Source organism: Moraxella marmotae (assembly GCF_042219885.1).
Lineage (GTDB): Bacteria > Pseudomonadota > Gammaproteobacteria > Pseudomonadales > Moraxellaceae > Moraxella > Moraxella marmotae.
This window is the reverse complement of sequence record NZ_JBHJHR010000002.1, coordinates 571,173-594,297: the sequence shown is the minus strand read 5'-3', so window position 1 is coordinate 594,297 and position 23,125 is coordinate 571,173. Positions and strand designations below refer to the sequence as shown.

Annotated in this window: 24 protein-coding genes and 1 other RNA gene; 16 read left to right on the top strand and 9 right to left on the bottom strand. The window is 47.0% G+C overall.

What is annotated here, in order from left to right; genetic code table 11:
* Position 1: 1 nt before the first annotated feature.
* The 4 genes from ACFBZI_RS02990 to dtd all read left to right on the top strand — a co-directional run bounded on the left by ACFBZI_RS02990 (position 2) and on the right by dtd (position 3,431).
* A complete protein-coding gene (locus ACFBZI_RS02990) occupies positions 2-1,192 on the top strand; it encodes an aminotransferase class I/II-fold pyridoxal phosphate-dependent enzyme (protein ID WP_375714960.1) in 1,191 nt (396 codons plus the stop codon).
* Positions 1,193-1,373: 181 nt separating this feature from the next.
* Positions 1,374-2,162 (top strand): methyltransferase domain-containing protein, encoded by a 789-nt coding sequence (locus tag ACFBZI_RS02985; RefSeq protein WP_375714959.1) that lies wholly within the window; start codon positions 1,374-1,376, stop codon positions 2,160-2,162.
* A 96-nt stretch (positions 2,163-2,258) separates the two neighbouring features.
* The gene (gene bioD, locus ACFBZI_RS02980; protein ID WP_375716296.1) at positions 2,259-2,924 is read left to right on the top strand and encodes a dethiobiotin synthase; all 666 of its coding nucleotides are present in this window, start codon (positions 2,259-2,261) and stop codon (positions 2,922-2,924) included.
* Positions 2,925-2,978: 54 nt separating this feature from the next.
* Complete coding sequence (gene dtd / locus ACFBZI_RS02975) at positions 2,979-3,431, top strand: D-aminoacyl-tRNA deacylase (RefSeq protein ID WP_375714958.1); 453 nt, start codon at positions 2,979-2,981, stop codon at positions 3,429-3,431.
* Between the two features lie 121 nt (positions 3,432-3,552).
* On the opposite strand, the gene ACFBZI_RS02970 is transcribed toward dtd, so the two are convergent.
* Positions 3,553-4,140, bottom strand: a complete 588-nt coding sequence (locus ACFBZI_RS02970) for an NUDIX hydrolase (protein ID WP_375714957.1) — start codon at positions 4,138-4,140, stop codon at positions 3,553-3,555.
* Positions 4,141-4,239: 99 nt separating this feature from the next.
* Between ACFBZI_RS02970 and ACFBZI_RS02965 the strand changes: the two genes are divergently transcribed.
* On the top strand, positions 4,240-5,031 hold the full coding sequence (locus ACFBZI_RS02965) for an NUDIX hydrolase (protein WP_375714956.1): 792 nt from the start codon (positions 4,240-4,242) through the stop codon (positions 5,029-5,031).
* 200 nt (positions 5,032-5,231) lie between these two features.
* On the opposite strand, the gene rsfS is transcribed toward ACFBZI_RS02965, so the two are convergent.
* The 3 genes from rsfS to ACFBZI_RS02950 form a co-directional block, all read right to left on the bottom strand.
* The gene (gene rsfS / locus ACFBZI_RS02960; RefSeq protein WP_375714955.1) at positions 5,232-5,597 is read right to left on the bottom strand and encodes a ribosome silencing factor; all 366 of its coding nucleotides are present in this window, start codon (positions 5,595-5,597) and stop codon (positions 5,232-5,234) included.
* A 32-nt stretch (positions 5,598-5,629) separates the two neighbouring features.
* Positions 5,630-6,301 carry a nicotinate (nicotinamide) nucleotide adenylyltransferase gene (nadD, locus tag ACFBZI_RS02955; RefSeq protein ID WP_375714954.1) on the bottom strand — a complete coding sequence of 224 codons (672 nt, stop codon included), beginning with the start codon at positions 6,299-6,301 and terminating at the stop codon, positions 5,630-5,632.
* Between the two features lie 137 nt (positions 6,302-6,438).
* Positions 6,439-6,768, bottom strand: a complete 330-nt coding sequence (locus tag ACFBZI_RS02950) for a hypothetical protein (protein WP_375714953.1) — start codon at positions 6,766-6,768, stop codon at positions 6,439-6,441.
* Between the two features lie 136 nt (positions 6,769-6,904).
* On the opposite strand from ACFBZI_RS02950, the gene ACFBZI_RS02945 reads away from it, so the two are divergent.
* The 4 genes from ACFBZI_RS02945 to ssb all read left to right on the top strand — a co-directional run bounded on the left by ACFBZI_RS02945 (position 6,905) and on the right by ssb (position 11,972).
* Positions 6,905-7,240: a helix-turn-helix domain-containing protein gene (locus ACFBZI_RS02945; RefSeq protein WP_375714952.1), complete on the top strand. Its 336-nt coding sequence runs from the start codon at positions 6,905-6,907 to the stop codon at positions 7,238-7,240.
* A 100-nt stretch (positions 7,241-7,340) separates the two neighbouring features.
* Positions 7,341-7,949 carry a tetratricopeptide repeat protein gene (locus tag ACFBZI_RS02940; protein ID WP_375714951.1) on the top strand — a complete coding sequence of 203 codons (609 nt, stop codon included), beginning with the start codon at positions 7,341-7,343 and terminating at the stop codon, positions 7,947-7,949.
* Between the two features lie 199 nt (positions 7,950-8,148).
* The gene (gene uvrA, locus ACFBZI_RS02935) at positions 8,149-11,025 is read left to right on the top strand and encodes an excinuclease ABC subunit UvrA (protein WP_375714950.1); all 2,877 of its coding nucleotides are present in this window, start codon (positions 8,149-8,151) and stop codon (positions 11,023-11,025) included.
* 179 nt (positions 11,026-11,204) lie between these two features.
* Positions 11,205-11,972, top strand: coding sequence for a single-stranded DNA-binding protein (gene ssb / locus ACFBZI_RS02930; protein ID WP_375714949.1), 768 nt, complete (start codon positions 11,205-11,207; stop codon positions 11,970-11,972).
* Positions 11,973-12,143: 171 nt separating this feature from the next.
* On the opposite strand, the gene upp is transcribed toward ssb, so the two are convergent.
* Both upp and ACFBZI_RS02920 read right to left on the bottom strand, forming a co-directional pair.
* Entirely contained in the window at positions 12,144-12,791 is a 648-nt protein-coding gene (gene upp, locus ACFBZI_RS02925; RefSeq protein ID WP_375714948.1) for a uracil phosphoribosyltransferase, read from the bottom strand.
* 280 nt (positions 12,792-13,071) lie between these two features.
* Entirely contained in the window at positions 13,072-14,127 is a 1,056-nt protein-coding gene (locus ACFBZI_RS02920) for a PTS sugar transporter subunit IIC (RefSeq protein ID WP_375714947.1), read from the bottom strand.
* 314 nt (positions 14,128-14,441) lie between these two features.
* On the opposite strand from ACFBZI_RS02920, the gene ligA reads away from it, so the two are divergent.
* Complete coding sequence (gene ligA / locus ACFBZI_RS02915) at positions 14,442-16,538, top strand: NAD-dependent DNA ligase LigA (protein ID WP_511381401.1); 2,097 nt, start codon at positions 14,442-14,444, stop codon at positions 16,536-16,538.
* Between the two features lie 82 nt (positions 16,539-16,620).
* On the top strand, positions 16,621-17,502 hold the full coding sequence (locus tag ACFBZI_RS02910) for a DMT family transporter (RefSeq protein ID WP_375714946.1): 882 nt from the start codon (positions 16,621-16,623) through the stop codon (positions 17,500-17,502).
* Between the two features lie 82 nt (positions 17,503-17,584).
* Here ACFBZI_RS02910 and ACFBZI_RS02905 read toward each other — a convergent pair whose 3' ends face one another.
* Together ACFBZI_RS02905 and ACFBZI_RS02900 are read right to left on the bottom strand one after the other, a co-directional pair.
* Positions 17,585-18,241, bottom strand: coding sequence for a hypothetical protein (locus ACFBZI_RS02905; protein WP_375714945.1), 657 nt, complete (start codon positions 18,239-18,241; stop codon positions 17,585-17,587).
* Positions 18,242-18,246: 5 nt separating this feature from the next.
* Positions 18,247-18,720: an Lrp/AsnC family transcriptional regulator gene (locus ACFBZI_RS02900; RefSeq protein WP_375714944.1), complete on the bottom strand. Its 474-nt coding sequence runs from the start codon at positions 18,718-18,720 to the stop codon at positions 18,247-18,249.
* A 172-nt stretch (positions 18,721-18,892) separates the two neighbouring features.
* Between ACFBZI_RS02900 and rarD the strand changes: the two genes are divergently transcribed.
* Positions 18,893-19,840 (top strand): EamA family transporter RarD, encoded by a 948-nt coding sequence (gene rarD, locus ACFBZI_RS02895; protein WP_375714943.1) that lies wholly within the window; start codon positions 18,893-18,895, stop codon positions 19,838-19,840.
* Positions 19,841-19,942: 102 nt separating this feature from the next.
* On the opposite strand, the gene smpB is transcribed toward rarD, so the two are convergent.
* Positions 19,943-20,407 (bottom strand): SsrA-binding protein SmpB, encoded by a 465-nt coding sequence (gene smpB, locus ACFBZI_RS02890; RefSeq protein ID WP_375714942.1) that lies wholly within the window; start codon positions 20,405-20,407, stop codon positions 19,943-19,945.
* A 408-nt stretch (positions 20,408-20,815) separates the two neighbouring features.
* On the opposite strand from smpB, the gene nfsA reads away from it, so the two are divergent.
* From nfsA to rnpB, 4 genes are all read left to right on the top strand, one after another.
* Entirely contained in the window at positions 20,816-21,598 is a 783-nt protein-coding gene (nfsA, locus tag ACFBZI_RS02885) for an oxygen-insensitive NADPH nitroreductase (protein ID WP_375714941.1), read from the top strand.
* 197 nt (positions 21,599-21,795) lie between these two features.
* The gene (gene coaD / locus ACFBZI_RS02880; protein WP_375714940.1) at positions 21,796-22,275 is read left to right on the top strand and encodes a pantetheine-phosphate adenylyltransferase; all 480 of its coding nucleotides are present in this window, start codon (positions 21,796-21,798) and stop codon (positions 22,273-22,275) included.
* A 106-nt stretch (positions 22,276-22,381) separates the two neighbouring features.
* A complete protein-coding gene (locus ACFBZI_RS02875) occupies positions 22,382-22,633 on the top strand; it encodes a YfhL family 4Fe-4S dicluster ferredoxin (RefSeq protein WP_375714939.1) in 252 nt (83 codons plus the stop codon).
* Positions 22,634-22,695: 62 nt separating this feature from the next.
* Positions 22,696-23,083: RNase P RNA component class A (rnpB, locus tag ACFBZI_RS02870), an RNA gene on the top strand.
* Positions 23,084-23,125 lie beyond the last annotated feature (42 nt).

The window sequence follows — 23,125 nt, the reverse complement described above, 5'->3', positions numbered from 1 at the left end:
TATGAACGATGAGCTGCTTTGCCATTATGCAGACCGCTTGGATAAGCTAAAAAAGACGCACAATTACCGAGCGTTTCGCCACACCGAGCATAGCCTTCGCCATATTAGCATCGATCATCATGTTTTGATGCTCAATCTGGCGAGCAATGACTATTTGGGCATCGCCCAAAATCGTGCTTATTATGATGAGTTTTTGGCGAGCGTGGCTGGACAAATGCAGCCACTTGGTTCGTCATCATCACGGCTATTGACTGGCAATTTTGCTAGCATGGATCGGCTTGAGATGCAGATGCAGGCGTTATTTGGGCGAGCGTGTTTGTTATTTAACAGCGGCTATCATGCCAATGTGGGGATTTTGCCTGCCATTTGTGATGGGCGGACGCTGATTTTGGCGGATAAATTGGTACATGCCAGCATCATTGATGGTATGCGTCTGGCAGCCCAAAACGGCACAAAAACCGTCCGCTATCAGCACCAAAATTTGAGCCAATTAGAAAGCCTAGTCCAAAAATACAGCCAAGATGCGAGCATTGACCGCATTGTCGTGGTTACTGAGAGCATTTTTAGTATGGACGGTGATGTAACCGATTTGTCTGCACTGGTAGCGATGAAGCGGCGGTATCGCCAGCTGATGCTGTATGTCGATGAAGCCCATGCCATCGGTGTGCGTGGCGAGCGTGGCTTGGGCTGCGTTGAAGAATTTGGGGTGATTGATGAGATTGATTTTATCGTCGGAGCGTTTGGCAAGGCGTTGGCATCTGTCGGCGGTTATGTGATTTGCCATGAAATTTTAAAGGCGTTTTTAATTAACCATGTGCGTCCTTTGATTTTTAGCACCGCTTTGCCGCCGATGAATGCCGCTTGGACGAGTTTTGTATTGACCAAAATCACCCAAATGAACGATGCACGCCTGCGTCTGTCGGCGATGAGCGATAAGCTCAACCAGCTTCTGACCGAGCTGAATTTGCCCACGCCATCGACAAGCCAAATAGTCCCTGTGATTATTGGGGATAATGCCAGCGTACTAAAACTGGCTGCCGACATCTGGGCGACAGGCTATTATGTACTGCCTGTGCGTCCGCCGACCGTACCGCAAGGTCAGGCACGGCTGCGGATTTGCCTAAATGCTGGCATTGGTGATGATGAGCTGAGTGCGTTTATGCAGACATTGCAGCAGCAGCTTGCCGATTAGTCTATGCGTACCGATATTTGGGCGGTGCATGTGTTTGATGATACCTAAGTTGATTTGTCATGAATGAATCATTAATAAATAATAAACAGCAAGCAACCGCCAAAACCCATCGCCAAAATGAAACCTAAGCCAACAACGACAATCATAACCACAGCCATAACCGACACATTGACCAAGTATCATGACTACGCCATCTTTTGTGATTGACTCTGACCGCCTTGCCCAGCGATTTACCAAGGCATATGCCAGCTACCGAGCCAATGCCAGCGTACAAGGCGAGATGGCAAGCCGTCTGATGGATTATTTGTCCGAATTTATCAAGGATAAGCCCATCGATCAAGCACTGGAGATGGGCGTTGGCAGTGGGCTTTTGACAGATGCTTTTTTGGGGCGTTTTGCGGTCAATCGCCTGTATCTGAACGATTTATATCGGCAGGTTCGGCTCAATCCGCTCACGCCGCCGCCTGCTCATCATCGCTATCTGATTGGCGATATCCAAACAATTTCATTGCCCAGCCAGTTGGATTTGGTGCTGTCATCGGCGATGCTGCAATGGATTTATCCTGCCGATAAGCTGTTGGCACGGCTGTATCAGGCGATGGCAGATGGCGGCGTGTTGGCGATTGGCAGCTTTGTCAAGGGCAATCTTGGCGAAATCCACCAGTTGACAGGGCAGGGGCTGACTTATGACACTGCCGATGAGTTGGCTTGTCGATTTGTCCAAGCAGGCTTTGTGGTTGATGTACTGGACGCTTATCAATCGGTGCTGTATTTTGATTCGCCGATGTCGGTACTTCGGCATATGCAAGCCACAGGCGTAACCGCTGCTGGTGCGGCATTTCGTTGGGATAAGGGGCGACTTGCCAAGTTTTGTGATGATTATGCCAACATGGCAACCGATTTGGGCTATGCTTTGACTTATTGTCCAGTTTTGATCATCGCACATAAGCCCACCAAGCCAGCCGATTGACAAGCCACCGCCCATACAAAATCACCCATACAAAACCATCAACAAGCCCAAAAAAAACACACAACAAGCACCACAAGGACAACAAGCATGAAACAGATGAGCGGCTGCTATTTTATCAGTGGGATTGATACCGACATCGGCAAGACAATCGCCACAGGTCAGATTGCCAAGGCACTTAGGCAGCTGGGCAAATCGGTCATCACCCAAAAACTGGTTCAGACGGGCTGCGATGCCATCAGTGATGATATTTTGGTGCATCGGCAGCTGATGGCGATGCCCTTGACTGATGATGACAAGGCAAAGCTGACCATGCCTGCGTTATTGTCCTATCCAGCATCGCCGCATTTGGCGAGCCGACTGGATAATAAGCCCATCGATGGCAAGCACCTTGCCGACTGCACACGCCAGCTGTCTGAGCGTTATGAAGTGGTCTTAATCGAAGGGGCGGGTGGGCTGATGGTACCGCTTTGGGACACGGTTGATGGCGGTTTGATGATTGATTATATTGCTGATAACGGCTATCCAGTGATTTTGGTCACTTCAGGCAGATTGGGCAGCATTAACCACACTTTGCTCAGTTTGTCGGTATTGGCACAGCGTGGCATTACGCTTGCCGCCATCGCCTATAATCACGCCGATGACAGCGATAATGCCATCATTAGCAATGATACCCAGCGTTATTTGCAGGTGTATCTGGCAGCACATCACCCATCGGCACAGTGGTGGAATATCCCTAAGCTGGATAATTTGAACAATCTTTAAAATCACTTTAGCAATTAAATTTTACAACCAACTAAAAACTCACAAGGAAAACCAATGAAAGCACTGATACAGCGTGTGCATCAGGCACGAGTAGAAGTTGATGGTCAGATTGTCGGCAGTATCGATGGCGGCGTGCTGGCATATATCGGCATCGCCAAGGCAGACGACTATGAGCGAGCGTGCCGTTTGGTGGATAAGATTTTGGGCTATCGCATTTTTGAAAATACCACCGATGCCGACAAGCTGGGCAAGCTGGACAAGAGTCTGGTTGATGTCGGCGGTGGCTTGTTGCTGGTGTCGCAATTTACGCTGATGGCATTGACCGACAAGGGTCGCCGCCCTGATTTTGCTCCAGCGATGCCACCGCTTGAAGCGGCAGCGTTGTTTGCTAAATTGGTGGATTATGCCAAATCACGCCACACGATGGTCGCCACAGGGCAATTTGGGGCAAATATGCAAGTGATTGCCCACAATGATGGCCCGATTAACTTTATTTTGGAAGTTTAGCAATTTTAAAGTTTAACCCTTGCCTTGCCATTACTACCATTACGGCGTTGCTATTTGACGATAAATTGACGGCAAATTGGCAATAAATTGACGCTAACTTAATGACCAAATTAACGATAAATTATTGCAATTCTTCGGCGACAATCTCATCAAGCGTGATTTGGTGCAATGGATAATTGGCAAAATCGTCAGGGTCTTTGCCGTCATCAATAATCGCTTGTTTGTCGGCAAGGTATTTTTGTAGTGTCAGGCGAATGGTGCGAAATGCCAAATCGTCCCAAGGCAGGTCGTTTTGGGCAATTAAGGCACATTCTAGGCTCTCAACGCCCACACCAAAGCGGCCATCTTGTCCCAGCTTGCCCAGATACATGGCGTGGATTTGCCCCAGATAGGGAATGTCAAATAAGCAGTACAATTTGGCATCACTTGCGGTGGCGGCGGCTTCTTCGATGGTCTCACGCAACGCCCCTTCGATCATCGTTTCGCCAATTTCCATAAAACCTGCTGGCAGCGTCCAATAGCCATAGCGTGGCTCGATGGCACGCCGACACATCAGGATTTGGTCGTGATGGCACACCAACATGCCACAGATCATTTTGGGATTGTCATAATGGATAAAGCCGCAATTGGGGCAGACAAGGCGTTGCCGACTGTCGCCATCAGGAATGGTGTGGTGGGCGGCGTGTCCGCATTGCATACAATAAGGCATAAAATTCCCATAAATTTGCTAAAAAATCAGCCAAAAAGCCAAGTTTAGTTTAAAATAATTTGACCAAAAACACAAATAAAAGCCATCGATGAATCTGCCATGAATGATTTTTTGCTTACCAAGCCTTTGTTGTTTGCTCATGATTTTTTGGACAAAACGCCAGTCAGCGTCGCACCACAGCACCGATTTTTTGCGTTAAGTCAAGCACTGATGCAGCACCGCAGTCAGGACATTTTGTTTTTGTTTGATGATAATGATTTGCTGGATAAGGCGATGCGTGCCAAACTGCACCAAGATTATCAGCGGCTACTGGTCGCCAAGCCGCAGCCACACGCTTGCGTTTTGTTGGCGATTACCGATGAAGACACGCCACGCATTTTGCTCACTCGCCGTGCCAGCACGCTGTCTAGCCACGCAGGTGAAGTGTCGCTGGTGGGTGGTAAGCGTGATGTGGGCGATGGCTCATCTTATCAGGTGGCACTGCGAGAAGCGTTTGAAGAAGTGGGATTACTGGCTGATGACAGCACTTTGCTTGGGTTTTTGCCGATGCAGATTTCCCAAAAAGGGCTGCTCGTCCGCCCTGTGGTCGCTAGCATCACCAGCCAGATGGCGTCTCGACTGGTTGCCAGTCAAGATGAGATTTGCCGTCTGTTTTGGGCGGATTTGCCACAGCTCATCGGCACACCGCCCAGTGATTATGTGTTTTATCGAAAGGCATTGACAAAGCAAAAACTGCACACGCCAGCGTGGCTGATTAATGATGGTCGCACTGACAACAATCACGATGGGCAAGCAGAAGTGGTTTGGGGTTTGACTGGCAAAATTTTGGCAAATTTTTTGCACATTGGCTATGGCGTGTCTTATCCGTGGTATTATCGCTTGCGAGCATAGACAATTTAGCAAAATTATCACAACCACCAAAGCTATCAAAACCATTCAAAGTTGCTAAAATCACCAAACCCGCCAAACTTACCAAAATTCAGCCAAATAAAAACGGATAACTTGGGCCTTTGGTCAGTCCAGTTATCCGTATGATGATGGGTAAATCAGTTTGGGTTTTGGGTAGGGCAGTCAATCGCCCATCGGTTTTGTCAGTCTTTTTGGACGCTCAAAGCCTTAAGAGTATCTGGCGATGACCACAAGCCTTCAAGGTCATAAAACTCACGAGCTTGTGGCGTCATGATATGCACCACCACCGAACCTAAGTCCACCAGTGTCCAATCGCTGTCTTTGTCGCCTTCACGGCCCAGTGGCATGAGTCCTGCATCTTTCATAGCAGCACCCAGTTTGTCCGCCAATGCCTTGACATGACGCTTACTGGTGGCGTCGCAGATGACGATTCGCTCGGCAATCTCGGTCAGATGCTCGATGGTCAAGGTGGTGATGTTTTTGGCTTTTAGGTCGTCTAAGGTCTCAATGACCAAATTGAGCGTTTGTTCTAAAGTTAATGCGGTCATAATTTAAGTATTTTTAACACGATAACTGTAAATTATACCACAGTTTTGGCGTCTTGGTACAGATGATTTGCCATAATATACGCCAAAACATCATCATCGATGAGCGTGGCGGCGGCTTGTTGATGATTTTGGGCAATCAGTGTGCGAATTTGGCTTGACGACATGGCGGCGATGGGTGTTTTATCAATAAAAATTTGATTGTCTGTTGCCAAAAACTTATCCAAATCATCGGTGCATCGCTTGGCAATATCGGCATCAATTTGCCCATCATCGCCGATGCGTTCAAATGCCCAAATCTTGATTTGCCGAATCAGTGCATCATACGACTTCCAGCGATGCAGTCCAGCCAGACTGTCGCCACCGATGACAAAAATCAGCATGTCATCGGCATAAGATTGGCACAGCTGTGCTACCGTATCGATGGTATAAACAGGCGGCGGCTGCTCAAGCTCACGAGTATCAATGCCAATGGCGATGCCTTGAGTTAATAAAGATGCGATGGCACGCTGCATCATGGCGATGCGATGGATCGCAGGCGTGGGCGGATTTTTGAAGGGATTGCCAGCGGTGGGCAGCAGGTGAATGCTGATGGGTTGCTGTGTCGCCGCTTGTAAAGTGCGATAAACAGCCAATGCCATCTGCAAATGTGCGTGATGAATAGGGTCAAACGAGCCACCCAAAAAGATGCGAATGGTTTTGGTCATGAATATATCTAAAAATAGCGTATGAGTTCGGCTATTATAGCAAGTTTATATCAATGATAAATTAAAAAAAACAGATTGAGAAAATCTCCCAATCTGTCTGTGTTTTTAAATGATAAAAAGATAGTTAACCGTAAACATTATTTCCATTGACCAGTTACAGGGTTGTATTTAATGGAATATGGGCAGTTGTACTCACTGCCTTTGATAACTATTGAAAAGTTATGATCAGGGAAGTTTGAGTAACTTGAAGTTTGGTAGTAGCAAACAGCGTAAGAATAACCACGAGCCTCAGAACCAGTTCTGTCTGCATTTACCCATGAATTGCCTGATGGACTATCAAATGGACCAGGACCAAACAAATCATTTGACCCAAATAAGTCGGACGCACCAAACGCATTTGCGGCAGTTGAGCATAGTAAAGCACCAATGCCAGCAAAACACAAAATTAACTTTTTAAGCGTATTCATAATTTCCTCGCAACAAATAGTGAATATAACATAAAAGAATATTTTATTCATATAATATACTTTTATGTTCCTGTAATCAAGCATAAAAATAAAGAAAAATATTCATTCATTGAATATTTTTTTAAGGCAGCTTGTGATGGCAAAATTTCCCCCTACCAATGTGGATTATTTGATAGGTCAGCGGATTCAACAAAAACGCAAAGAAAAAGGTTATACAGCTGAATGGTTGTCCGAACAAGTGGACATTTCTCAGCCGCAGCTTTCTCGCTATGAGCGGGGTACAAATAAGATTAATGTGGCTCATTTGGTGACGATAGCGACATTTTTAAAAACGCCCATCAGTTATTTTTTCAGCGATTTTATGCAGCAAACTGACGGTAATGATGAATTGGATCAAAGTTGGCAAAATCTTAACCAAAACCAAAAAAGAGCTTTGGTTGCTTTTTTGCAATCGTTAGAAATGCAAGTATAGACGGCAAGCCGATCGCCCCACACCTTGCAATCAAATATGGTCTTGTTTATAATTTTTTTTATCTGATTTTGGGTCAGTTGATTCAGTTTAGGGAGATGCTATGAAAAAATTATTTGCCTTATTGTCGCTTGCTGCCGCTGTATTTGCCCAGCCTGTGCTGGCAGATTGGCAGCCTTCGGCAGAGCTGTTGGCACTTGACGCCGAGCAAATCGCCCAAAAAGCCATGGCAGGCGATGCCGATGCTCAGTTGATGGTGGCGATAGCATTCATTGAAGAAGAAAGCGAGATGAGTTTTGATGCCAAGGAATGGATCGAAAAAGCTGCCAAACAAGGTCAGCCAGTGGCTGAGATGTTTTTGGGTATGATGTATTTTGATGGTTCGGTGATACGCCAAAGCAACACCGAAGCGTTGCGTTATCTGACTTCGGCGGCAAATAAGGGCGAGTCGGTGGCTCAGTATTATCTGGGCGAGATGTATTATTATGGTCAAGGCGTTAAGCAAGACTACGCCAAAGCCAGAACTTGGTATCAAAAATCCGCCGCCCAAGATGACGAAGATGCCCAGTACAGCTTAGGCGTGATGCACGAATATGGGCAAGGCGTCGCCAAAAACCTAAAAGCCGCCAAATCTTGGTACGGCAAAGCCTGTGATAACGGCTCAAAAGACGGCTGCTTGGGCTATAAAACGCTAAAACAACAAGGTTATTGAATTATGGGCAATCAGCGGCATGATTGGTCGCCATCATGCCATCATTGATGACTTTAAAAATCCACAATCGCCCCCATGATAAGGGTGTTTTATAGAAATTTGATCATTCAATTAACAACCCAAAGACGATGTAAAGGCAATCTAAAAGCAATTTAAATTAAAGAGCATTTACCAAAAGTCAATCAACAAAAGGCATCTTATGGCTCACGATAAAATCGCCATTCGTGGCGCACGCACGCACAACCTAAAAAACATCGATGTGGACATTCCACGAGATAAATTTGTCGTGATTACTGGCTTATCAGGCTCTGGCAAATCGTCGCTGGCGTTTGATACCTTGTATGCCGAAGGACAACGCCGCTATGTGGAGAGTCTGTCGGCGTATGCACGCCAGTTTTTGAGCCAAATGCAAAAGCCAGATGTGGACAGCATCGAAGGCTTGTCCCCTGCCATCGCCATTGAACAAAAATCCACCAACCACAATCCACGCTCAACGGTCGGCACGATTACCGAAGTGTATGATTATCTGCGGCTGTTGTTTGCTCGGGTGGGTGTGCCGCATTGCCCTGAGCATGGCGAGCCGATGGTGGCACAGACCATCAGCGAGATGGTTGATGGTATCATGAGCCTGCCTGACGATACACGGCTGATGATTTTAGCACCTGTGGTGCGTGAACGCAAAGGCGAGCATATTGCCCTGCTTGAGCAGTTGCCCAGCCAGGGTTTTATGCGTGTTCGTATCGATGGCGTGATCTATGAAACGGACGATTTGCCCAGCCTAGAAAAAAACAAAAAACACAGCATCGAAGTGGTGGTGGATCGCTTTAAGGTGCGTGCAGACTTGGGCAATCGTGTCGCCGAAAGTCTGGAAGTGGCACTCAAATTGGGCAATGACATTGCCATCTTACACCACATGGACAGCAATCCTGATGGCGATGATGAGCAGATTTTATCCGCCAAACATTCCTGCCCAGTGTGCGACCGTGCGGTGAGTGAGCTTGAGCCAAGATTGTTTAGCTTTAATAATCCTGCTGGGGCGTGTCCTGTGTGTGATGGCTTGGGCAAGCGGCAATATTTCGCTGCCGAACGCATCGTTACCCACCCCGAAAAATCGCTCAACCAAGGGGCGATACATGGCTGGGATAAGCGGCACGCTTATTATTTTGGGCTGCTGTCCACCGTTTGCCGTCATTATCAGATTGATATGGATATGCCGTGGCAGTCGCTGCCAGCCAAGCAGCAAGCGGTGATTTTGAATGGCTCTGGCAAAGATAAAATTGAGTTTAACTTCACAGATGAGCGTGGACGCAAGACGACCAAGACCGTGCCGTTTGAAGGCATTTTGCCTTATTTAGAACGCCGCTACGCCACCACGACCAGCAATTTGGTGCGTGATGAGCTGTCGCAATATCTGTCGGACACCACTTGTAATGCCTGCGGTGGCGTACGACTCAACGACATCGCTCGCCATGTGCGTGTGGACGGCAAGGGCATTGGTGATATTATCCAAATGCCCATCGGCGAAGCGTGGCATTATTACGAAAATCTTAAAATTGACGGTGCAAAAGGCGAAGTTGCCGATAAGATTTTTAAGGAAATCCGTGAGCGGTTGGGCTTTTTGACCAAAGTCGGCTTGGAATATCTGACTTTGGCACGCTCGGCAGAGACGCTCTCAGGCGGCGAAGCACAGCGGATACGACTTGCCAGCCAAATCGGTGCAGGCTTGATGGGCGTGATGTATGTGCTTGATGAGCCGTCTATCGGCCTGCACCAGCGTGATAATGACCGCCTGCTGTCCACTTTGACGCATTTGCGAGATTTGGGCAATACGGTGGTCGTCGTTGAGCATGACGAAGATGCCATTCGCCAAGCCGATCACATCATTGACATCGGCGTCGGTGCAGGCGTGCATGGCGGCCGTATCGTGGCGGCAGGTACTGCCGAAGAAGTGGCAAATACCGAAGGCTCATTGACGGGCGAATATTTGTCTGGCAAACGCCGCATCGCCGTGCCAAGCATTCGCCACACGCCTAAGACCATCAGCGTCCAAAAAGGCAAAAAAACCGTCCAAGAGCCGCTATTTATCCGCCTTGATGGAGCAAGTGGCAATAACCTAAAAAATGTCAATTTGCAAATCCCCATCGGCGTGATGACCTGCATCACTGGCGTGTCAGGCTCTGGCAAATCAACCTTGATTAACCGCACGCTGATGCCACTGGCCGCCACATCGCTCAATAACGCCACCACGCTGGTCCCTGAAAAATACGAAAAAATCACAGGGCTTGAGCATTTGGATAAGATGGTGGACATTGACCAAAGCCCCATCGGACGCACACCACGCAGTAACCCTGCCACTTACACAGGCGTGTTTACCTTGATACGAGATTTATTCACCCAGACGCCAGAGGCCAGAGCCAGAGGCTATAAAGCAGGGCGGTTTAGCTTTAATGTCAAAGGTGGCCGCTGTGAGGTCTGCCAAGGCGATGGCTTGATTAAGGTTGAGATGCACTTTTTGCCAGATATGTATGTGCCATGCGATGCCTGCCATGGCAAGCGTTATAACCGTGAGACCTTAGAAGTGCTATACAAGGGCAAATCCATCAGCGATGTGCTGGATATGACGGTTGAGGAGGCGATGGTGTTTTTTGAGGCGATTCCTGCCATTCATCGCCGACTTGAGGCACTGCATGAGGTGGGGCTGGACTATATCCGCTTGGGGCAGTCAGCGACGACGCTCTCAGGCGGTGAGGCACAGCGTGTCAAACTTGCCAAAGAGCTTGCTAAGCGAGACACAGGGCAGACTTTGTACATCTTGGACGAGCCGACCACAGGGCTGCATTTTCATGACATTGCCAAACTGCTGCACATTTTGCACACTTTGCGTGATCGTGGCAATACGGTGGTGGTGATTGAGCATAATTTAGATGTGATAAAAACCGCCGACTGGATTGTTGATTTGGGCTATGAAGGCGGCAGCAATGGCGGTCAAATCGTCGCCACTGGCACGCCTGAGACGGTGGCAGCGGACGAGCGTTCGCACACTGGCAGATTTTTGCGGCCGATGCTGGCAAGCTAGGCGACGCCATTTGCCATTATTTTGGTGAATTTGGCAAAAATTGCAAAAATTGATGGCAATTTTGACCAAAATCTCGTAAAGTAAACAATTTGAGCAATCGTTATCTTTAATATCAAAAATTATCAAATTTGGTCTAAAATTTTTGGTTATTAACTTTTTAAAGCAACAAAGGAAATCGTATGAGCGTTAATAAGGTCATTCTTGTGGGCAATTTGGGCAACGACCCAGAAGTGCGTAATTTTGATAATGGCGGCATGATTGCCACGGTATCGGTGGCGACTTCTGAGCGTTGGAATGACCGCAACACAGGTGAGCGTAAAGAGCATACCGAGTGGCACCGTGTGGTGTTTAATAATAAACTGGCGGAAATCGCCGCCCAATATCTGCGTAAAGGCTCACAAATCTATGTCGAAGGCAGCCTGCGGACTCGCAAATGGCAAGATGCACAAACAGGACAAGAGCGTTACAGCACCGAAGTGCGTGCCGACACCATGCAGATGCTTGGCTCTCGTGGCGGTAATGACAATGGCGGCGGCTATCAAAATAACTACGCTGGCGGTCAAAACGACTACCGCAATCAAGGCGGCTACCAAGCAGGCAACCAAAACTACGCACGCCAAGCAGGTAATCAAAACGCCTATCAAAACAACATGGGCAACGGCATGAACCAAGGCGGCTTTAACCAAGCCAATCAGTTTGGCGGTCAGCCTACCTATCCGCAAGGCAATGCCGCTCCGATGAATCAAGGTTATCAGGACAATTTTGCCCAAAATCCACCAAACCAAGGCATGGCTCAAGGCAATACGATGGCACAAAACCATTCATTCCAGCAGCCGCCAGCACCGCCAGCAGCCCCAGCGACACCGCCGCCTGCTGCCACGCCTGCCGCTGACAAAAATGTCATCACCCCAGCATCAGGCATGGCTGATGATGACATTCCGTTTTGATCGTTGATTTAAATTAATCATTAATTCTAAAAAATCTTAAAAACGCCCCAAATACGAGATTTTGGGGTGTTTTTAGATGATTGATAAATTGATCATTTCCCAATATTCCATAAAAAACCGAGCAAACAGATAACAATCCATTTGCCCAGTTTATTTAAACCAAAAACTTGGTCAATCAAACTGCTTAGTGCCAAAGATTTTATCGCCAGCATCGCCAAGGCCGGGGATAATGTAGCCGTTTTCGTTAAGATGGCTGTCTAGGGCGGCGGTGTAGATTTTGACATCAGGGTGAGCATCATTGACCAGACGCACGCCTTCAGGAGCTGCCACGAGTACCAAGGCTTTGATGTTGGTGCAGCCGTGTTTTTTTAGCATATCAATGGTGGCGACCATGCTGCCGCCTGTGGCGAGCATCGGATCTAAGATTAACGCAGGGCGTTGGTCGATGTCATTGACGAATTTTTCAAAAAACGGTACAGGCTCAAGCGTCTCTTCATCACGCTGCAAGCCGACAACCGAGATTTTGGCGGTCGGCAGTAGGTCCAGCACACCATCAAGCATACCAAGACCTGCTCGCAAAATCGGCACAACGGTAACGGTCTTACCCTTGATTTGTTCGCCAGTGATTTGTCCGCACCAGCCTTGCATTTGAAAACTTTCAATCTTAAAATCACGGCTGGCTTCATACGCCATCAGCCGTCCAAGCTCATTGGTCAGGGTGCGAAATTTGTAGGTGCTGGTGTCTTTTTCACGCATCAAGGACAGCTTATGACGCACCAAAGGGTGGTCGATAACATGGATATTTAATGGGACGCTCATGTGATTACCTTAAAATGGTTGCGGTTTTCGCCTGCCGAGCATGGCGATTGATGCCGCCAATGATACCAATTTTCCCAAAAAATTGCACTGGCTTTGGCGGTAAAATTTGCCAAATCATCACTTTTGATTGGCTTTTTTGGGCAAATTGTCGGTAATATTATCGCTATATTATCGGCAGCATGGACAAATAACATTGTGCCAAGATTGGTTGTAAGTTGCCAAATATTTACTACCAAGCATTCGCCAAACTTTTGCCAAATGCACCCAAAATCTGCAAGAGCTAAGATTGATTGAGCGTCAAATCGCCAGCTTTTATCCAGTTTTTGTGATAACACCATTTGGCAAACAGCCAAGTCAAAAACGCAGGCAAAATAAAATGAAACACCGCCATCAATGCCCAAGTAGACGGCTGCATGCCCATGGCATTTAGCGTGCCGACTTGACCGACCAGCCCAGATGTCCCCATGCCTGCCCCTGATGGGATATTGCTCATGCCAAACATGGCGGTGGCAAACGGTGCCAAAACCGCACTGGTCAAGGTTGGTGGCAGCCAGATTTTGGGATTTTTTAGGATATTTGGCATCAAAATCATGCTCGTTCCCAAGCCGCAAGCCAGCACGCCGCTGATACCGTTGTCTTTTTTGCTCATTGTTGCAAAGCCGACCATCTGCGATACACAGCCGATGGTTGCCGCCCCTGCTGCCAGACCGCTCAAGTTTAGACTGATGGCGATGGCAGCACTGGAGATGGGCAAAGTCAGCATCAAGCCCATCACCACCGCCACGACCACGCTCATCAGCACAGGCGACAGCTCGACCGCCCACATAATCAGCTCACCAAGTGACAGCATTAACGCATCAATCCAAGGGCTGACAAAGCCAGCGACCGCCATGCCGACAATCAGCGTTACCATTGGCGTAACGATGATATCAATCGGCGTGGTGCGATGGACAAATTTGCCAAATTCAGCACCGATTAATGCCGCCACGAACGCCCCAACCGCACCGCCCATGCTTGCCCCAGCCAACCCTGTACTGACCGATGTCAAAATCACCAGTGGCGGTGCTTTGAGTGCGTGGGCGACGCCAGCACCGATGGCTGCTCCCATCATGGCTTGTGCCTGCGTACCAATCTCAACCAGCCATGATAATTGCAGCCAAGTGCCGATATTTTTGATAATCAATCCCAAAATCAACGAGCAAAACAACCCCAACGCCATAAAATTTAACGCTTCGATGCCGTAGCGTTGCCATGAGATGTGGATATTTTGTTTTTGCAGATGGTTTTTTAGTGCCAGATGGGCGGATTGCAGTGCATTGGTTGGGTGATTGGCCATGACAGTTCCCTTGATTTGGTACAAAATTTAATCAAATTTACCGCACTTTGCCACCGAAGTCAAAATTTTGTATAAAATTTAAGCAAATTGTTACACTTTAGCGTTGAATGATACAGGGCAAATTTGCCAAAATCCCTTAAAATCTGATGACAAAAAATTGAACAGCCAATAAATAAAAGTTTGGCAGTGGCTGCTTTGTTATTGACTTGCTTGCTCAAGGCTGATTAAATATGCAAGTTTTAATATGTGTTATAAATTGATAATTTTGTTAAATTTATCATTTAAATTTTATAAATAACAAACCGATGAGCGATATGACAAATCAGCAGATTTCTTTTTTTGATGACGCTACCGATGATGGCAGCACAAATCAAGCCACAGCCAAAGCGACAACCGAATCGACCATTATCGAGCAAATGCGTGCGTTGATTACGCTACTAAAGCGGCACAATCACGCCTATTATGTACTGGATAAGCCGAGCATTTCGGACGGTGAATATGATGGCTTGCGTCAGCAGCTGTTGGCACTTGAAAATCAATACCCCCAGCTGGTGCAGGCGGACAGTCCGATTAATACGGTTGGCGGTGAGCCGTTGCCGTTTTTTACCCAAGTGGCACACGATGTGCCGATGCTGTCTTTGGGTAATGTCTTTAATAGTGAAGATTTGGCAGGATTTTTGCGGCGAGCCAATGAGCGGCTCGGCGTGCCAATCGGCGAATATGAGATGGAGCTAAAACTTGATGGGCTGGCGGTGTCGCTAAAATATCAGCACGGCAAATTTGTGCAGGCGGTTACTCGAGGCGATGGACAAGTTGGCGAGGACATTACGCACAATGTCAAAACCATTCGCAATTTGCCGCTGACTTTGGCAGGCTGCGAGCAGATTGCATGGCTTGAGATTCGTGGCGAGGTGCTGATGCCCAAGGCAGGTTTTGATAAGCTCAACCGCCAAAGTATCGAGCGTGGCGAAAAAACTTTTGCCAATCCCAGAAATGCAGCAGCAGGCTCATTGCGTCAGCTCAATCCTGCCATCGCTGCTGCCAGACCGTTGGCGTTTTTTGGCTATTCGGTCAATCAAGGCTTGCCTGAGCATATCGCCACGCAGTCATCGGCGATGGCTTGGCTTGGCGATTTGGGTTTTGAGACTTCGCCATTTGCCATCGCTCATACGCATGATGAAATTCAGGCTTATTATGAAAATGTCATCAAAACTCGCAGCGGTTTGCCGTTTGAGATTGACGGCATGGTGGTTAAGGTCAATGATTTGGCACTACAAAATCGCTTGGGCTTTTTGAGTCGTGAGCCACGCTGGGCAACCGCTTACAAATTCCCTGCCGAAACCGTGCCGACACGCTTGATTGATGTTGAGTGGCAAGTGGGACGAACTGGCACACTAACGCCAGTGGGCAAACTTGAGCCTGTCAATGTCGGCGGCGTGACGGTGAGTAATGTAACTTTGCACAATTTTGGTGAAATCAACCGCCTTGATGTGATGATTGGCGATATGGTCAATGTCCATCGTGCTGGCGATGTCATTCCCAAGGTCTCTGGCGTGATTGGTGATTTGCGGCCCAGTGATGCACGCCCAATTGTTCTGCCTACGGCTTGCCCTGTGTGTGATTCGCCTGTGGTGCTGCCAGAGGGCGAGGCTTTGGCACGCTGTACAGGCGGATTGTACTGCAGTGCCCAGCAACAAGAGGCGTTGATCCACTTTGTGGCACGCCGTGCGATGGACATTGATGGCTTGGGCGGTCAGTGGCTGATTAAGTTTTTTGAGATGAAATTGATCAAAAGTGTTGCCGATATTTATCAGCTGCACACGCACGCCGAGCATTTGATGACTTTAGAAGGTTTGGGCGAAAAATCGGTTAGTAAAATGCTTGCCGCCATCGAAAAATCCAAACAAACCACCTTGCCACGCTTTATTTTCGCTCTAGGCATTCGTGGTGTGGGCGAAAGCACGGCGTTATCGCTCGCTCAAGAATTTGGCGACTTACAACCGATTATGGACGCCAAACTTGAGCATTTGCAAGCAGTTGCCGACATTGGTGAAGTAACCGCACAGTCAATTTATGACTTTTTTCGTGCCACGCATAACATCGAAGTGGTGCAGGCATTGCTTGCCGCTGGCGTAACTTGGCAGCCGCTTGCCGCCGCTGATACTGCCGATTTGCCACTGGCAGGTGAGACCTGGGTAATTACTGGCACGCTTGGTGCGATGGGGCGTGATGAAGCCAAAGATAAGCTGCTGGCACTGGGGGCAAAGGTGTCAGGCAGCGTCTCTGCCAAGACCACACGGCTATTGGCTGGCGAAAAAGCAGGCAGCAAACTTGACAAGGCGACCACGCTTGGGGTGAGCGTTGTCAGCGAAGATGAATTTTTGGCATTGCTTGAGCGGCTGGGCGGATAAGTTGGGCGGATAATTTGCCAAAATTGGTGAATATTTATCAGTCATAACTTAACCTTATCAAAAAATAAAAAGGAGCAAACCCATGCACAAAACTTCGCAGACGCTACCGATATCAGGATTGCTGATTGGTTGTGTGCTATTTGGCATGGGCAGCTTGATTGTCGCCCATGTGTCGCTTGGGGCGTATGCGATGGCGTTTTGGCGGTTGGTGGTGTCGTCGCTGATTTTTGTGTTGTTGGCGTGCATTTTTCGCCAAAAATTCCCCACATCACGCCCAGCGATGGTATTTGCACTGCTGTCAGGGGCGGCATTGGGACTGGATTTGGCACTGTGGCATGAAAGCATTTATGCACTAGGGCCAGGCATCTCAACGCTGCTAAACAGCTTGCAGATATTTTTCTTGGCGTTGATTGGTTTTGTGTTTTATCAAGAAAAACAAAGCAAAATTCAGCTGGCAAGCCTAGTCCTTGCGGTGATTGGCGTGGGTTTGATTGCCAGCCCTGAGTTTGGGCATAATGCCAAGGCAGGTTTTGGCTTGGTGGCGGGGATTGTCTCTGGGGCGTGCCTTGCCATCTCGATGACTTGGATACGGCAGGCACATCGGCAGGCGACGGTGGCGATTTTGCCACTGATGAGCTTGGTAGGCATTGGCGGTTCGCTAGCGATGCTGCCTTTGATGCTGTGGCTTGATTATGATAAATTGTTACCAGTGTCAATGACAGAAGTTGGCTGGATTTTGGTTTATGGCGTGGTGATGCAGTGCTTGGCATGGGGTGTGATTGCTTATAGTATCCCAAAATTGAGCCTTGCCTTGACAGGATTGCTGCTGCTGACCGAGCCTGTGGCGGCGTTGGTTTTGGATTATTTTTGGTTGCATAAGCCCATCAATGCCATGCAGTGGTTTGGGGCGACATTGACCATGTTGGCGATTTATGTCGGTTCGGTCAGCCGCCAGACTTATTAGCATATTTGATCAAATAAAAAAAGCAAGTCTAAATTTAAACTTGCTTTTATTTTTGCTGATTTGGTTTTGTTATTTTACCAAATTATTTATCATCACTTGGAATAATTTCAACAGGCAAAACCAAACCTTCGCCAAATTTATCAGCAATCACATAATCGTGCGTCTGGCTGACGACATCTGGCGTGGTCTGGATAATCAAGGCAGGATTTTTGCCATCACGAAAGTGGTGCGACAGATATTTGCCGCCCAGCTGATCAACCACTTTGCCCAGTGCTTCAGGGCTTGCCATTGATAGCATCATGGCGTGTTGGGCTTGTTTGGCACTGACACCAAAGGTCTTGGCATAATTGATGACAGGCTGACTGTCAATGGCAAACGGATAATCAAAGTTATCAGCGTCTGCTTGGGCGGTTTTGGTATCAATCTGCGACCAATCTATCTGTGTTTTGCCATCGGCGGTGATGATCGGCTTGGCAGTTGTTTCAGGCGTTTGCGTGTCGCCCAGCTGCTGTAATAACGCATCAAAATCGTGCGGATTGGCTGCATCTGTTTGGGCATTTTGCGATTTATCATCGTCTGATACAGTTTCGCTTTGTGCCGCTTGGGTGGCTTGAGCTTCATCGCTGATGAGTTTTAGGTTTTGCTCGGCGGATTTGTCTTGGCAGCCAGCCATCGCCACGCTTAATAGTACAATCATTGGCACATTTGCCAACACGCCACCATAAAATTTATTTATCATAATCATCACTCTTGGCTATCTAGGTGAATTTTGGTACTGGATTTGACGGCATTCATCACAAATTGACTGTTAAAATGAGCAACATTATTCTCGCCAGTCAGATTTTGGCGAGTGAAACGATGATAATCTTGCATATTTTGATTAGCCACCATCAGCACAAAATCATAATCGCCAGAAATCTCATAACAACTCATTACCTGCGGGTGCTTTGCCATCAGTCGCTCAAAGCGGTGCTGCATCGGTGTGTTTGAGTGGCTCATTTTTATCAGTACCAGCACGGTGAGCGGACGCTCAACTTTGACAGGATTGACAATGGCGACCGTCCGCTCGATGACTTTATTTTGGTTTAGCTGAGCGATGCGTCTTTGGGTGGTTGCCACCGAAGTCCCTAGCTTTTCGGCGATGCTTTTGAGTGGCAAAGTGGCGTCGTCTTGTAGCAGATTTAGGATTTGTTTGTCAATGTCATCAAGTTTGTGCATATTGTCGTATTTTGCCAAAATGTGAGAAATTTTATCAAAATTTTAATTTTTATGCAAAATAAATCCATAAATTGGCATAATGTCAAATTATCTTTTCATCAAATCTTCTTAAAATACATGGCATAAATTCTCATTTATCCGTCAAATCATCACCAATTTAATTTAAGATAATATGAATAGCATCGTTAATAAAATAGATAAAATTCCACATAAAACTCTGACGAGTGAGCGATTGATGAGCCAGCTTGCCGTTGGTGTGGCGTTGGCGGTGCTATCCAATGTGCTGTTTGGCGTGGCATATGCTTATGGCAAATGGCTGTCGCCGCTGTCAGGGACGCAGGTGTTTTTGTGGCGAATGGTGATGATGTGGCTGTGCATGGTGCTGTTTTTGACATTGAGCGGTAAATTTTTGCAAATCAAAGCTGAGTTACAAAACCTAAAAGGGGTTAAGGATTGGCTGTATTTGGTGTTGCCGACGCCGATTTTGGCGAGTCAATTTTGGCTATTTATGTGGGCACCAGTCAATCAGCAAAGCGTGCAGGTTGCCATGGGTTATTTTTTGTTTCCTTTGGCGATGGTGGTGGCAGGGTTTTTGGTATTTGGCGAAAGGCTGTCTCGATTGCAGACGCTGGCGGTAGCATTGGCAGCGGCAGGCGTGGGCTTTGAGATTGTCCGCACCAGCGGCATCAGTTGGGCGACTTTATGGGTGTGTGGCACTTATCCGATTTATTATGTTTTTCGCCGCAAATTGGGCATTGGTGCTTTGACAGGTTTGTTTGTTGATGTGTGCTTGATTGCACCGTTTTGTTTGCTTGCGATTGTCGGCAGTGGGGCGGCGGCAGTGGCACAAGATGGCGTTTTGCTTGCCAAGGCATTTGGACTGGGGGCGATTAGCGTGCTGGCGATGGCAACCAATATCCAATCCAGTCGCCTGTTGCCTGTCAGCTTATTTGGTATGCTAAGCTACCTTGAGCCAGTGTTGCTGTTTTTATTGTCCATCACCGTTTTGGGCGGTGCATTTGAACTGGGTATGCTTATCAGCTATGGTTTGATTTGGCTGGCGGTACTGTGTTTGATTGTCCAAGGCATGTTGGCGTATCGCCGCCAGATGTCGCCGTGATGGTTTTATTATTTTAAAAATTTAAAAATCAATTAAAAAAATTTACTTAAAAATAATATTTATAAAAATAACACCACAGCACGCACCGACAAAACCGCTCAATCACAGCTGATTTTTAAAGCCGCGCTGCTTATCACGAGCAAAGTCTCGCTCTTTGAGCGTGGCTCGCTTGTCGTGCAGTTTTTTGCCTTTTGCCAGTGCGATTTCGCATTTGACACGGCTATTTTTCCAGTAGCAGGACAGGGCAACGACAGCATGGCCTTTTTGGTGAACCATGCCGTACAATTTGTCAATTTCACGGCGGTGAAGTAGTAATTTTCGAGTGCGGATATTGTCAGGGTGTACATGCGTTGAGCTGGTCAATAGCGGCTGAATGTGCGCTCCGAACAAAAACGCTTCGCCATTTTTAAAGATGACATAGCTTTCGGTGATGGTCATTTTGCCAGCACGAATGGACTTGACTTCCCAGCCTTCGAGTGCCAGCCCTGCTTCAAAGGTCTCTTCAATAAAAAACTCATGCCGTGCTTTTTTGTTGGCACAAATTTGATTGCTTGGTTTTTTTGCCATTGTTATTCCTTGGATTTTTAATTCAAATTGTTTAAAATTGTCTAAAGTAAAACTGTTTAAAAGCATTAATTCGCCCAATTATAGCATGGCATTATAAAAGATAATGGCAAAGATGACAATTTTATTGATGCGGTATGGGTGCGGTTGGACTTGTGGTTTGGCAATTTGTGTTTGCCCAGAAAATTTAGCGGCTGGTGTGCTTTTGGTTGCACTTGGGCAGGATAATTGCTAATATGACCATTATTTTTGTTTAGACAATATCAATTTTGGCGTTGAATTATTTTGCAACTTATGCAACATTGCCAAGTATATTGTCAAAATTGCCAAAGCTAAAAAGTCAATTTATCATTTTGATTTTTTATTTTATTAAAATCATTAAAATCAATGGGTTATTAAAAGGAATACACCATGCTAGATAGCAAACCAACACTACAAACCTTGCTTGAGCATCGCTCAATCCGCAAATATACTGGCGAGCCGATTTCTGATGAGATGCTCTTGGCCGTGTTAGAAGCAGGCAGAGCGGTATCGACATCGAGCTTTTTGCAGGCGGCGAGTGTGATTCGAGTGGTGGATAAAGCCAAACGTACCGCCTTACGCCAAATTTCGTGCGACATGAGCGAACAAGAGTACGAGCAAGCTGTGCAGGCAGGCAAACGCTTGGGTCATGCTTATGTCGAAGATTGTGCCGAATATTTGGTATTTTGTATGGACAGTCATCGCCACCATCAGCTTGCCGATGTGCAGACGGACTGGACAGAAGTGGCAATCATTGGGGCGATTGATGCGGCTTTGATGGCTCAAAATGTCTTGGCAGCTGCCGAAAGTCTGGGCTTGGGCGGCGTGTACATTGGCAGCTTGCGTAATGACATTCAGCGAGCTGGGCAGGTTTTGGGATTGCCCCAGCATGTCGTGCCGTTATTTGGCTTGTGCCTAGGCCACCCAGATATGTCATCAAAGGTCAATCAATCCCAACGCCCACGCTTGCCACTTGATGTTTTGGTATCGACCGACACTTATCAGGCTGCCAGCGATGCCGATTTGGCAGCGTATAATGAAGTGGTGCGTGAGTACTACCAAGGCCGTGGGCTGGATTTGGACTGGAAGGCACAGATTGCAGCGACCTTTGGCGGCGAAGTGCGTCCGTTTATGCTGGATTATTTGCAGCAGCAAGGCTTTTGTAAGCGTTAATTCAGTTTGCCAATCAAGTTGCTAAATTTTGATCAATTTAAAAGACAAAGCAATTTTGTCTTTTAAATTGCCAATTTATTTGCCAATCTTTGCTTGGTTTGGGCGTGATGGTTTAAAATTTGCCAAAAATTTGCTACTATAATCGCCTTTATTTAATAACAATCACCCAAATTATCAAAAGACATAAGACAACCACCATGCCCAAAAAAGTTCTTTATCCCGGCACTTTTGATCCGATTACCAATGGCCACATTGATTTGGTAAATCGTGCCCTAAAGCTGTTTGACGAAGTTGTCATTGCCGTGGCTTTTGCCCATCACAAAAAACCGCTGTTTGATTTTGATGAGCGAGTGTCTTTGGTTGAGAGCTATTTTGCGGACAATCCCAGAGTTTCGGTGGTGGGCTTTGAAGGCTTGTTGGTTGATTTTGCCCAAGAGCAAGGTGCCAGTGCTGTTTTGCGGGGTTTGCGTGCGGTGAGTGATTTTGAGTACGAATTTGGGCTTGCCAATATGAACCGCAGCTTAAATGACAATTTTGAAGCGGTATTTTTGACGCCGTCCCAAGAGTATTCTTTTGTTTCATCAACTTTGGTGCGTGAAGTGGCAAAACTGGGCGGCGATGTCAGTAAATTTGTCTCCGAGTCGGTTTTGCAGGCTTTTGAGCAAAAATTTCGTTGATTTTTTATACAATTTCATAAATTCATATAATTTCATAAAAAATCAAAACCCAAAATTAAAAACAGGCAAATCAAAGCACCAATTTAAGCACATAAAGGCACAATTCATGGCACTAAAAATCACCGAAGAATGTATCAACTGCGATGTTTGCGAACCAGTATGCCCAAACGAAGCGATTTCGGCAGGTGATGACATTTATATTATCGATCCTGATTTATGCACCGAATGTGTGGGGCATCATGACACGCCGCAGTGTGTGGACATTTGCCCTGTCGATTGCATTCCAAAAGACCCCAAATATCCAGAAAGCCAAGAGCAATTATTGGCAAAATACCACAAATTAACCGCCGATTCTTAACTTGACAAAGCGTTATTAAAATACAGTTATTAAAATGGGCAAAACTGTGCTATAATCAGCTCAGAGCAGACTAGGCAATCGCTGGCATCATTGTCAGAGGAAAGTCCGGGCTACACAGGGCGATGTGCTAGCTAACGGCTAGGGGGTGAAAGCCCACGACCAGTGCAACAGAGAATAGACCGCCCGACCACTTAATTTGATTGATTTTGATGTGTCTACTGACGACAGTCAAATTAAGTGGTCGGGTAAGGGTGAAACGGTGGGGTAAGAGCCCACCGCATGACTGGCGACAGTTCATGGCAAGGTAAACTCCACATGTAGCAAGACCAAATAGGAACTCAATGGGTTGCCCGCTCAGAGTTCGGGTAGGTTGCTTGAGCGTGTCGGCAACGGCACGCCTAGATGAATGATTGTCCACGACAGAACCCGGCTTATCGGTCTGCTTTTTATTTTTAAATTTTTGCAATTTTTTCAAAAATTGTTATTGACAAG